Origin of the sequence: Streptomyces sp. 150FB, assembly GCF_000818195.1 — a bacterium.
GTDB lineage: Bacteria > Actinomycetota > Actinomycetes > Streptomycetales > Streptomycetaceae > Streptomyces.
This window is the reverse complement of sequence record NZ_JTHL01000001.1, coordinates 9,525,935-9,537,856: the sequence shown is the minus strand read 5'-3', so window position 1 is coordinate 9,537,856 and position 11,922 is coordinate 9,525,935. Positions and strand designations below refer to the sequence as shown.

Genomic DNA, 11,922 nt, shown 5'->3' with positions numbered 1-11,922 from the left:
CCGCGAGGCATCACGTCCAACGATTCATTTTCATAACCCGCAGCACGCCCAGTGATAGCAGGCCCAGTGATAGCTGTGCGGGTGTGTGCCCGCCGACAGCGGACACACACCCGTTCCGAGAGCCGTCAGCTCAGCGCTTGGAGCGATACGTCGTCGACGCGTTCCCATGCCGATCCGGACGGGGCGTAATACCCCGCGTGGACGATCAGGGTGGTGTTCTCGCCGCTGTCGACAGTGAGGACGAGTCGTTCGTAGGCTGACGCGGCCCCGTGCTCGATCTCGCTCAGTACGGTTCCGTCCGGGGCCTTGGCCCCGAGCCAGCCCTGCTCGATGTTGCCGGAGTTCTGCACCCACACGGTGAGCCGGTAGCGGGTGTGGGCAGTGACCGGGACCGATTGCTTGACGGCCCCCCAGGCGTTGGCCTGCGTCGAGGAGATCCAGGCGTCGTGACTCCCCGAATGCGCTGTTCCGGTTCCGCTGTCCACGCCGTACGCCGAGGCTCCCTCGGAGTACCAGGGCGTCGAGGTGGAGGTGATCGAGCTCGCCTGCTCGAATCCCCCGTCCTTGAGGATGTCGGCTCCGGCGTGGGGCGTGTCCTGCCTCTCGACGGCTCCGCAATCAGGGCCGAGGCCGACGGTCGAGGGGTTTCCGAGGACGTCACGCGGGTCGAGGGCCGGGCCGGCGTTGTCGACGGCAGGGCTCGTGGCGTCCGGCGTGTAGTCGCCGTCCGCAGGGTCGGCCAACTGCGGGGCCCCGAGAATGTCGCCGGTGCCCGGTGCGTCGCCCAGCGTCCCGTGGATGACGTTGTGGTCGTGCGGCCAGGGGTGGTCGTGGAGGACGGCTCCCGAACTCATGTCGATCACGTTGCTGCTGATGGTGAGCCAGGAATCCTGCGCCGCCGGTCCGGACTCGCGGTAGAAGTAGATGGCGAACAGGTTCTGGTCATCGCCCCGGTCGCGCAGAATCGTGTTGTGCGCCGCCAGGTAACCGTCGGGGTGCGTGGTGGTGTCGAAGGCGAGGAACTGCTGGTAGTCGTCGCTGATGTTGTAGGTCAGACGCACATCGGCGGTGGTGGTCTCGGTCACCTCGGTGAAGCCCTGTGAGCCGATCGAGGTGTTGTGGTCGATGCTGATGTCGTTCTTCGGATGCGCGAAGCCCTCGATCTCGACGGCGCCGCCGTCGGCCCCGTACGGGCTGTCCGTCGAGCGGCAGTTGACGAAGCGGTTGCGGGTGACCGTCGCACCGCTGTTGTCGATCGACACACCGATGGCGCCGTACGAGGTCTCGCTGCCGGAGTCCGTGCCACGGAACGCGATCTTGAGGTCATGGAAGTTGTTGCCCTGGACCAGTGTGTTGGTCGCGTACGTTTTGACACCGACACCGACCTGGGTGAACTCGTTGTTCTGGACGACGGCGTCGGTTCCGTCCTCCGTGATCGCTATGGCGCCGCTGAGCTCGTACTTCGGTCCGGTGATGCCCTGGCCGTCGCTGTTGTCGAAGACGACCCCGTCGGCGAACCTCAGGTTCTCGACCGTGACGTGCGGCGCCTGGACCTGAAGCATGTTCCAGCCGTCGGGATTGGCCAGTGTGGGCGCGTCACCCGTGCCGTAAGCGGTGATGGTGACGGGAGCGGCCGCGCTGCCCGATCCGTTGATGACGGAGCTGCCGGTGAAGGTCTGGCCACGGTGCAGCTCGACGGTGTCGCCCGGCTGGAAGGTGACCGTGCTGAGCTTGGCGAGGCTCTTCCAGGCAGCGGTCGGCGCGGTCCCTGCGGCCTGGTCGTTGCCGCTCCCCGCGTCCACGTAGAAGATGCGGCCGGCCTGCGCGTGCAAGGGAGTGGCGAGTGCCGGGCCGGCGCCGGAAGAGAAGCCGAGGAGGACGACTCCGGAGATCAGAGCGGCTGCTTCCGCCGCGCGTCGGGACCAGGGCCTGGTCGGAGCGTGGGAGTGAGGGAACAAGACACAACACCTCTCTGTGGGTATCGCTGCTGGGCCATATCGCTGATACGGCCGTTCGTCCCGTAGATCCGGCACACGCGAGCCGTGGGGAGGTACGGAGTAACTCCGGGCCGGGCCCTGTCACTTCACGTGTGAGGTCGCGGGCCGTCTGTTGTGGTCGGACCGGGGCGGCCGTGCGCTCGACGCGGCCCGTCCTGCTCAGCGTTCGCTTCGCGCCGTGACGATCACTGATGCGGCGGCTTCGGTGGCCAGTGCCGCGGCCTCGACGAGTGCCATGTCCGAGACCAGGTGGGCGGCGAGTACGCCGGCGAAGGTGTCACCCGCTCCTGTGGTGTCGACGGGCGTCACCTTCGGCGCCGGCACGTGCTCCAGCCGGCCCTGCCACGCGACGAGGCATCCCGCGCCGCCGAGCGTCACAACGACGCTGCGCGACCTGCGCGCCAGCTCTTGTGCCGTGGTCCGCGGATCGGCGCCGTCGCGGGTCAGTTGCCGGGCCTCGCTCTCGTTGACGACGAGCGGATCGGCCGCGCGGAGGACCGATTCGTCGAGCGGGCCGTTGGGACTGGCGTTGAGCGCGAAGCGCGCACCGTTCAGCGACGCCCATCGGGCCCCGGCGGTCAGCGCGGCCGACGAGATCTCCTGCTGGCTGAGCACCAGGGAGGGCCGCAGGGCGTCGAGCGCCGCCGTGACATCCGTACCCGTGAGGCGGCTGTTGGCCTCGGGCAGTACGGTGATGCTGTTCTCGGCGTCGGGTGTCACCGTGATCAGCGCGCGCCCGCTGGCACCGGCGGACTTCGCGAAACGGGTCGTGTCCACACCGTGCCTGACCAGGGCGGCGAGAAGGAGATCTCCGGCGTCGTCGTCGCCCCGGAGACCGACGAAGGCGGTGGGTGCCACCCGGGCCGCGGCCAGGGCCTGGTTGAGGCCCTTTCCCCCGGGGTGCTGCTCGAAGCCGCTGCCGAGCACGGTCTCACCGGGTGCCGGCCGGTGCGGGACGTGTGCGACGAGGTCCAGGTTGGCCGAGCCCACCACCGCGACGACGGCCTGCCCGTTGCTGGAGGGCGTACGGGGGGTCAATTCTTGCTCCCTGTGCTGGCGACGGAGGCGACGAAGTAGCGCTGGAGGGCGAGCAGGATGATCGCCGGGATGACGGCCAGCACCGCTGTCTCGGCGAAGACCCTTCCGTAGTCGGTGCTGAAGGCGTTGAAGGTCTTGGCGATGGACACAGGCGCGACGTCGTCCTGATCGTCGCTGGTCACCAGGATGGGCCAGAGGTAGGCCTGCCACTGGAAGAGGAACAGGATCAGGCCTGTTCCGATCAGGGCCGGCCGGGCCAGCGGCAAGTAGATGCGGCTGAAGATCCGCGGCCATCCGGCCCCGTCCACGCGCGCCGCCTCGGCGAGCTCCCCGGGCACACCCAGGAAGAACTGGCGCAGTGTGAAGACGGCCAGTCCGTTGCCGAGCCCCGGCAGGACCAGTGCCGGGATGCTGGCGGTCAGATGCCAGTCGGTGAACGTCCGGGCCAGCGGAATGGCGATCGCCTCGAACGGTACGAGGAAGCTCAGCACGACCAGTCCGAAGACGATCTTGCGGCCGGGGAACTCGATCACCGCGAGAGCGAAGGCGGCGAGCGCCGAGATGCCGATGCCGAACACGACCGTCACGGCCGAGACGACCACGGAGTTCGTCAGATTGCGCGCGAACCCGCTGTCCCACGTGGTCGCCAGGTTGTGGAGGGTGAAGTTTCGGGGCCAGAGAACGTGCCAGTTGAGCGAGCCGCTGTCCGCGAAGGTCTCCGTCGAGCTCCGGAACGTACTGGCCAGCAGCCAGAGCACGGGGAGCAGGAACGCGAGGGAGACGAGCACGGCGAGCGTGGTGAGCGCGATGCGGCCGGTGCGTGAAGGGTGACCCATGGAGTGGTTCATGTTCAGTCCTCTGCTTTCCCCAGCAGCCGGAACTGCACCGCGACGATGACGATCATCAGCAGGAGCAGGACGAGCAGTTCTGCTGCCGCGGTGTGCGGGTCCGCGAGGTCGAAGCTGTTGTGGAAGATGTCGTACATGAGGAAGTCGGACTTCTGCTCGGGTCCGCCGTTGGTGAGGATCTGCATGGGGGCGAACAGAACGAAGTTGGAGACGGTGTCAGCGACGAGCACGAAGAGCAGTGGCCGCCGCAGTTGAGGCAGTGTGATCGACCAGAAGCGCCGCAGGGGGCCCGCGCCGTCGATCTCGGCGGCCTCGTAGTACACCTTGGGGATGTCGTTGATGCCTGCGATGAGGAAGATCATCCAGTAGCCGACGCCGATCCAACTGGCGATCAGGATCAGGCTCGCGACGACCTGGTGGGGGCTGGTGAGGAACGGCTGGTGACCGATTCCCACTCCCCCGAGTACGGCGTTGACCGGCCCGTCGGGCCGCAGGGCGATCCCCCACACGACGGCGGATCCCGTCATCGGCACCGCGGCGGGCAGGAAGATGATGGTGCGCCACAGGCCGGAAGCGGGGAGGTTACGGGTCAGCAGGACCGCGAGCACGAGGGCGGCCAGGATCTGCAGCGGATTGACGATCACATTGAACAGGAGGGTCTGCTGTACCGAGGTCCAGAAGGCGTGTGAGTGCCAGAGGGCCGTGAAGTTGTCGAACCCCACCCACGTCGGTGGAAGGGTGCTTCCGGGGAGGCTGGAGTGCGTGGCGTCGCCGACCGCCTGGACAACGGGTACCAGTCGCAGGACCACGATGAGGATCAGGGCCGGTGCGAGGAACAGCGCCGCCGTGGCGGCGTCGCGCATCGTACGCCGCCGCGTGCGCGGGGCTCCTCGGCGGACGCCGGACCTGGGCGTGCTTTCCCCTGGCGCGGTGTGTTCGCGGCCGGTGGGCGGAGAGCTCCTGACCTGGTGGCCGGAGGACGGCGTGGTGGGAATCGTGCTCATGGTAAAGGCGTCCCTCCCGCCGGTCCGGGTTCGTCCTCCCGGGCCGGTCGGTCTGTCAGGGTGGAGGCAGGGGCCGCCGGCCAGCACTACTGCTGCCGGTACTTGGCCCACGCCTGGTTGATCGTGCTCGTCGCGGAGGCGAGAGCGGTGCTCGGCGCGGCACCGTTGGAGATGTCCTCGAAGGTGCGGCTGAGTGTGTCCTCGAACTCGACGTACCCAGCGGTGCGCGCACGCAGCACCGACGTGTGCGCCAGTTCGTACTTGGTCAGGTCGACGGCTCCGGCCATACGCGGGTCGCTGAAGACCGGCTGCTGGTAGAAGCGCTGGATTCCGACGGTGTTGGAGGGCGGAACCGTGAGCCCGGACATGTGCTGGGCGTAGCCACCGTCGTCGAGTCCCATGTACTTCATGAAGATCTCGGCTGCCTGTGCGTGCTTGCTCGCGGGGTTCAGGCCGAGCGACCATCCCCCGGTGGGGGTGACCGCCTTGCCCCCGGCGAAGTCCGGATACGCGGCGACGCCGAAGTCGAGGTTCTTCTCACCGGCGAACTGGCCGGCCCACCAGGGCCCGCCGGCGAAGAAGGTCACCTGCCCGCCCGCGAACATGTCGGGCGTCTGCGCGACGGGGATTCCACGCGGTGAGATGCCGTCCTTGAAGAGCGAGCTGTACCAGGTCATCGCCTTCGTCCAGCCGGCATTCTGCAAAGCCGGCGTCAGGTTGCCCTTTCCGGTGGCCCCGGAGCCACCTCCCAGGCTCTCGGCCAGGGGCTGCAGTTGGTAGTAGCGGTTGACCTGGTCGAACAGGAGGCCCCATTTCGCTCCGGCCTTCTGGGCCTTCTTCCCCTCGTCGGCGACCTTCTCCCAGGTGAGCCGGGCGGAGGCCTTGTCGGAGGGGAAGGGGATTCCCGCCTTCTTCAGCAGCTTCTTGTTGTAGAAGAGGAGCTGACTGGACGTCTGGTACGGCATCGCGACGAGCTTGCCGTCACTGGTGGCCGCGTTCAGTGAGGCCTTGTCCACCTTGCCGGAGAGCTGGGGGAAGGCGGCGCTGAGGTCGGTCAGCCAGCCGCGGGCCTCGTAGGCGTCGGTGCGCGGCATGTCGACGTCGAAGAGGTCCAGGCTGCTGTCGCGCCGACTGAGGCGGGTGCTGAGCACACTGTTGAACTGGTCGAACGGCACCGACTGGTAATCGACGGTGATGTTCGGATGTGCCTTGTGGAAAGCGTCCAGAACCGGCTTGATGTCCGCCGCGGAGTACGCGGCCCCGGCGTAGGTGATGGTCACCGGGGACGTGGGGTCCTTGAGCCGGCTGTCCGGGACCAGGCCGGACGGGGAGTGCGCGCTCGTGCCGGAGCTTGAGCCGCAGCCGGCCGCGAGCATGGCGACAGCCGCTATCGCCGCTGTCACAGCGGCGCCACGGCGGGCACGGAAGGCCCCGGCCTGACGGAGTGTGCGGGAGATCTTCATGACAGTCCTCTCTGACGGTCATCGGTGGTACGAGTCAGTCGGTGGCCGCTTCGCCGGTGACACGCTCCAGGAAGAGCCGGCCGAAGCCCGCGGTGTCGGTGTGGGTGGCGACCGAGGCGTTGGGCGGCGCGGCAGGGGCGAGTGCCAGTCCGCGGTCGGCGATCACGAGGCCGCGGGCCAGCTCGCTGCCGGGATCAATGGCGACGTGGGCTGCTTCCCAGGTCAGCAGCCCGGGGTCGATCACCGCGGCGACGACGAGCGGATCGTGCAGGAAGCACGCGTCCCGGTGCTCCTCCCGCTGGGGGAACGCCTTGCCGAGGAAGTCGATCCAGGCCAGGGCGCACTCTCCCGCCCACTGTCCGAAGGCGTCGCCGCCCCTGAGCACCGCGGCGTCGGCCCGGGTGAGCCGGACCTGGGAGGTCTGGTCGATGCCGACCATCCTGATCCGCGCTCCACTGGCGAGGACCATGGCGAGCGCCTCGGGATCGACGTAGGCGTTGAAGTCACCGACGACGGTGATGTTCTGCGCGTAGCCGGTGGCCGAGCCCGCCATCATGACGATCTCGGCCACGTTCCGCGCGAAGGCGGGGTCCAGGCGGAGGGCGAGCGCGAGGTTCGTCATCGGGCCGATCGCGACCACGGTGATCTCACCGGGATGTGCGGCGGTGATGTCCACGAGGTACTGCGCCGCGTGCTGCGGACTGGTCGGCCCGAGCCGGTCGGCGGTCGCGCCGGGCGCTGTCGGCCGGTCGCCGATGACGTCGTCGAACAGGGCGCGCACCGGGGCCATGTCCCTGAGCAGCGGGCGGTCGGCACCACGGAGGACCGGCAGCTCGGGATGGCCCATCCGCCGGGTGAGCCGGCGCGCCACATCCACACCGGCGTCGACCTCGACGTTGCCGTTGACGACGGTGAGACCCTCCACCCGCAATTCCGGTGAACGCAGGGCGAGCGCGATGGCCAGTCCGTCGTCGATGTCGGAGCCGGGCTCACCCAGACCGGGGTCGGTGTCGATGACGATCCTGCGGGGAGTGGTCATGGCGCCACCTCTTCCTTCGAAACAGTGTGTCCGGCCGGTGCGGCCGCACCGGCGGTGAGTGAGCGGCGGACCTCGTCGGTACGCCGGGCGAGCTCCGCCACGGTGATCCGGTCGAAGCCGCGTACCGCGCTGCGAACCACCCCTCCGGTCGGAGCGACGAGACGCTCCGGCACGGCCGAGGGGCCGCAGAGCGCTCCGACGGCGCTGCCGACTGTGGCGGCGGTCGAGTCGGTGTCATTTCCCGCGCTGACCGCGAGGGCGATACTGCGTACGAAGTCGCCTTCCCCCCAGAGCAGTGCGACGGCGATGGTGGCGGCGTTGTTCACCGTGTGAACCCAGTTGTAGTGACCCAGATGGTGCTGGATCCAGGCCAGGGCCTCGGCCGCCTCGGCGCCGGTGTCGGCGAGGGCCAGCAGCGCACGTTGTGCCTCGTACATGCGGGAGCCGGGCGGCAGTACGTCGAGTGCGGCACGCAGCGCGTCGGAAGGGCGGGAAGCGACCAGGGCGCCGGAGATGAGCGCGGCCGACCACATGGCGCCGTACATGCCGTTGCCCGTGTGCGAGAGCCGGGCGTCCCTGAGGGCCAGGCGCGCGGCCGCCCTGGGGCGGCCGGGGTGGACGTAGCCGTAGGCGTCGGTGCGGATGAGTGCGCCGATCCATTCGCGATAGGGATTGTCGACGGTCGCCGTGGCAGGCGGCGTGTGGCCGGACACGAGGTTGCGGTAGGCGGCCCGCTCCGCGGTGAAGGTCTGTGTGAAGGGGATGCGGTCCAGCCATTCGCGGGCGATGTCCTGCGTCGTCATCCGGTCACCGTAGGTTTCCAGGAGATGCAGCCCGAGGATGGTCCAGTCCAGGTCGTCGTCGCGCGGTACGGCGTCGAAGCGCCCGGCCGACGCGTACGGGGCCGACTCGTGCAGGTGGCTCACGCCCGCCGGAAGCGGGTCCAGCAGAGGCAGATACCCCACTTGGGGCTGCTGGCCGACGGCCTCCAGATAGAGCGCGACCTCGTCCGCGGTCAGCCCTTCGACCGGTTTGCCCATGGTGTTGCCTATGCAACGTCCCAGCCAAGCGCCCTCGATGCGCTCGGCCACGTCGGCCGGCGCCTCGCCGTCGGGCTCGGAGGCGGCCGGCAGTGTGGCCCACACCGCTTCCGGTTCGGAGGGCTCGTCGTACGGCCAGTCGGCCGATCGTGAGAGGCGGGCGAACCGTCCGCGGATGGCGATCAGAGCGGTCGTGTCCGACCGGGCGGCCGCTTCACGGGCCTCGGCGAGCAGTCCCCCGGCGTCATAGCCGGAGTGAGTGAGCTGCTCAGCCTCGTCCGGGACGAGATCGCGGAGGTCGAGTACATCGTGCACGGGGAGGAGCTCCTTGGGTTGTGCGGTGGCCGGGCCCTGTCCGGCCTCGGGCTTCAGGCCGACTGGCGCGCCACGAGGCTGTGCTGGACCAGGATCTTGCGGACGGGGTGGGACGGGTTGTCGACCCGGGCCAGCAGTTGTTCCCCCGCCACCCGTCCGATCTCCTGGGCCGGCACCCGGACGGTGGTGAGAGCGGGGCTGACCAGACTCGCCGCGTCGATGTCGTCGATACCCATGACGGCCACGTCCCCGGGAACGGCGAGTCCCAGAGCCCGGGCGCTGTCGAGGGCACCGATGGCCATGAGGTCGTTCGCGCACATCACAGCGGTCGGCCGGCGCGGCAGATCCATGAGTTCGGCCATGGCCTTGGCGCCGGCTTCACGAGTCCAGTCGCCCGTCCCCTCGGCGGCCCGAAGCGGTCTCAGGCCATGGGCCCTCAGCGCGTCGCGATAGCCGCCCAGCCGGGGCGCGCCCGGGGCCGCCAAGGGCGGCCCGGAAATGATCCCGAAGCGCCGATGCCCCTTGCCGTAGAGGAAGGCGACGGCGTCCGCGGCGATCTGCTCGTCGTCCGACGACACGACATCGGTGGACGTGCCGTGGCGGGGCGTTCCCACCATGACCACACTGATGCCGGCCAGGCGCAGTGGCTCGAGTTGGCGCTCCGACACATCGACGGCTGCCACCACGACGCCGTCCACACGGCGTTGCACCGTCTCCCCGAGAAACGCGTCGACCAGTGAGGTGTCCGCGCCGACGTCCGCGAGCAGGACGACGTAGCCGCGCTTGGCGACAGCCTGTTGCAGGCCACGGGCGAGAGCCGGGTAGAAGGGGTTGGTCAGGTCCTGGACGACCAGTGCGACGGTGTGCGTCCGCCGTCCGGTCAGGCCCGTGGCGAAGAAGTTCTGCTGGAAGCCCAGCTCCTCGATGACGCGATTCACCTTCTGGCGAGTGGCCTCGGACACCGGGCGACGTCCGGACAACACGTGCGAGACGGTGGTCTTGCTGACGCCGGCACGCTCCGCGACGTCGGAGATCGTGGCAGCGCTGTGTGGTCTCACCGGAGGCAACCCGGTTTGCTCATTGGCGTCTTTCTGAGGCTTCTTCGACCCGGCCAACGTGCACTCCTTGGTTGCAAACCGGTTTGCGTTCTGGTCTGCAGCTTCAACCATGCCTACGGCCGGAGTCAAGCATTGTGCGTGGCTGAATCCACTCCCCCAGGCTCCGTGAACCGGTCGAAGCGACAGGTCACCGCGCGTCACACCGCCCCGCTCCGACCTGCCCTCGCCCCAACAACGCGGCGCTCAGGCCCAGATGGACACCACAACACACCACCCCCATCACTCATCCCGATGACTTCCATCATCAAAAATCATGGGATGTGACGCCACAGCTTCCCGACCTGCCGGGCCGGCGGGGCAGATTTCGCCCGGCTGGCCCGCGCGGTGATGGGACGGTCGGCATCGCGAGGAGGAGATAGTCACCAGGACGGGGAGGCCCGTCAGGCCGAGGAAGAGGAGTGACCATGCCTGATACCGAACCCGACGCACCCGAACCTGGCGGCTCCCACACAGGTCACACGGCCGGCGATTCCGGGGCCGGCCGACACGGCCGCCCCCGCGCCGAGCGCACTCCGCCCACGCCGAACAAGTGGTGGACGCTGACAGCCGTATGCCTGGGTACGTTCATGCTGCTGCTGGACATCACCATCGTGAACGTGGCACTGCCCGACATCCAGCGGTCACTGCACGCCAGCTTCTCCGACCTGCAGTGGGTCGTCGACGCCTACTCCCTCACACTGGCCGCCCTGCTGCTCACCGCGGGCAGTCTCGCCGACATGTACGGCCGCAAGAAGCTCTATGTGATCGGGCTGACGATCTTCAGTCTCGCCTCGCTGCTCTGCGGCCTCTCCCACAGTTCGCTGATGCTGCAACTGTCCCGGGGCCTCCAGGGAATCGGCGGCTCCATCATGTTCTCGGTCTCGCTCGCGCTGCTCGCGGACGCGTTCCGCGGCAAGGACCGCGGTATCGCCTTCGGCGTCTGGGGCACGATCACCGGATTGGCGGTGGCCGTCGGACCGCTGCTCGGCGGTGTGCTCACCACAGGCCTGTCCTGGGAGTGGATCTTCTACGTCAACCTGCCCATCGGGGTGATCGCCGTCGCGATCACCCTGCTCAAGGTCGCCGACTCCCGGGCCCCGGGGGCCCGCCACCCCGACTGGACGGGCTTCGTCCTCTTCACCGCCGCCCTGTCGAGCCTGGTGTACGCGCTCATCCAGTCCAGCCACGACTCCTTCTCCGACCCCGTCGTCATCGGGTGCCTGGCCGGGGCGGTCGCGCTGATGCCCGCTTTCGTCCTGTTCGAGCTGCGAACCGCGCAGCCGATGTTCGACCTCTCGCTCTTCCGCAAGCCGACCTTCACCGGCGGGCTGGTGGCGGCCTTCGCTCTCAGCGCCTCACTCCTGTCGATGCTCCTCTACCTGGTGCTCTATCTCCAGGACGTACTGGGGTTCAGCGCCCTGGGCGCGGGCGTGCGGCTGCTGCTGATCTCCGGCGGCATCCTGGTGATGTCCGCGGTGTCGGGACGGCTCTCGTCAAGGATGCCGGTGCGGTTTCTGATCGGACCCGGTCTGCTCCTGATCGGCGGCGGGCTGCTGTGGATGCGCGGCCTGAACGCCTCAAGTGAGTGGACCCATCTGATCCCGGGCCTGATCATGTCCGGCGCCGGTCTCGGCCTGGTCAATCCACCCCTGGCATCGACCGCCGTCGGTGTCGTTCAGCCCGCGCACGCCGGCATGGCCTCAGGCATCAACTCGACATTCCGTCAGATCGGCATCGCCACCGGCATCGCGCTCCTCGGCACCCTGTTCTCCAGCAAGGTCAAGTCCTACGTCACCGACCACATCGGCGCCATCCCCGGCCTGAGCGGGCACGGCACGCAGATCTCCACCGCTGTTCAGTCCGGTACGGTCACCCAGACCCTCAACTCCCTCCCGGCCGAGGTCCGCGCCCCTCTCAGGCACCTCACCGCCGCGGCCTTCACCTCGGGCCTCAACGAAATCCTCCTCATCGGCGCGATCATCGCCCTCGCCGCCGGCGTGGTCTCGTTCGCGACGATCCGCACCAAGGACTTCGCCCAGCAACCCTCATGACACCGCACAAGGGTGCGCACACCGGGTGAG

The 11,922-nt window shown here is 68.6% G+C and carries 9 protein-coding genes; 1 reads left to right on the top strand and 8 read right to left on the bottom strand.

All coding sequences use genetic code 11. From position 1 onward, the window contains the following. Positions 1 to 125 precede the first annotated feature (125 nt). The 8 genes from QR77_RS40750 to QR77_RS40715 form a co-directional block, all read right to left on the bottom strand. Complete coding sequence (locus tag QR77_RS40750) at positions 126 to 1,958, bottom strand: hypothetical protein (RefSeq protein ID WP_040026928.1); 1,833 nt, start codon at positions 1,956 to 1,958, stop codon at positions 126 to 128. 198 nt (positions 1,959 to 2,156) lie between these two features. Then, positions 2,157 to 3,035, bottom strand: coding sequence for a ribokinase (locus QR77_RS40745; protein ID WP_052489482.1), 879 nt, complete (start codon positions 3,033 to 3,035; stop codon positions 2,157 to 2,159). Then, positions 3,032 to 3,883 carry a carbohydrate ABC transporter permease gene (locus QR77_RS40740; protein ID WP_040026925.1) on the bottom strand — a complete coding sequence of 284 codons (852 nt, stop codon included), beginning with the start codon at positions 3,881 to 3,883 and terminating at the stop codon, positions 3,032 to 3,034. The genes QR77_RS40745 and QR77_RS40740 overlap by 4 nt, the downstream gene beginning before the upstream one ends. Before the next feature lie 2 nt (positions 3,884 to 3,885). Next, positions 3,886 to 4,746 carry a sugar ABC transporter permease gene (locus QR77_RS40735; protein ID WP_040026924.1) on the bottom strand — a complete coding sequence of 287 codons (861 nt, stop codon included), beginning with the start codon at positions 4,744 to 4,746 and terminating at the stop codon, positions 3,886 to 3,888. 227 nt (positions 4,747 to 4,973) lie between these two features. Next, entirely contained in the window at positions 4,974 to 6,350 is a 1,377-nt protein-coding gene (locus tag QR77_RS40730; protein WP_052489480.1) for an extracellular solute-binding protein, read from the bottom strand. Positions 6,351 to 6,384: 34 nt separating this feature from the next. Continuing rightward, a complete protein-coding gene (locus QR77_RS42680; protein ID WP_052489479.1) occupies positions 6,385 to 7,389 on the bottom strand; it encodes a nucleoside hydrolase in 1,005 nt (334 codons plus the stop codon). Continuing rightward, on the bottom strand, positions 7,386 to 8,744 hold the full coding sequence (locus tag QR77_RS40720; protein ID WP_078877713.1) for an ADP-ribosylglycohydrolase family protein: 1,359 nt from the start codon (positions 8,742 to 8,744) through the stop codon (positions 7,386 to 7,388). Before QR77_RS40720 ends, QR77_RS42680 begins: the two co-directional genes overlap by 4 nt. 53 nt (positions 8,745 to 8,797) lie before the next feature. After that, positions 8,798 to 9,931: a LacI family DNA-binding transcriptional regulator gene (locus QR77_RS40715; RefSeq protein WP_150130522.1), complete on the bottom strand. Its 1,134-nt coding sequence runs from the start codon at positions 9,929 to 9,931 to the stop codon at positions 8,798 to 8,800. Positions 9,932 to 10,266: 335 nt separating this feature from the next. Between QR77_RS40715 and QR77_RS40710 the strand changes: the two genes are divergently transcribed. Continuing rightward, positions 10,267 to 11,892 (top strand): MFS transporter, encoded by a 1,626-nt coding sequence (locus QR77_RS40710; protein WP_078877711.1) that lies wholly within the window; start codon positions 10,267 to 10,269, stop codon positions 11,890 to 11,892. Positions 11,893 to 11,922 lie beyond the last annotated feature (30 nt).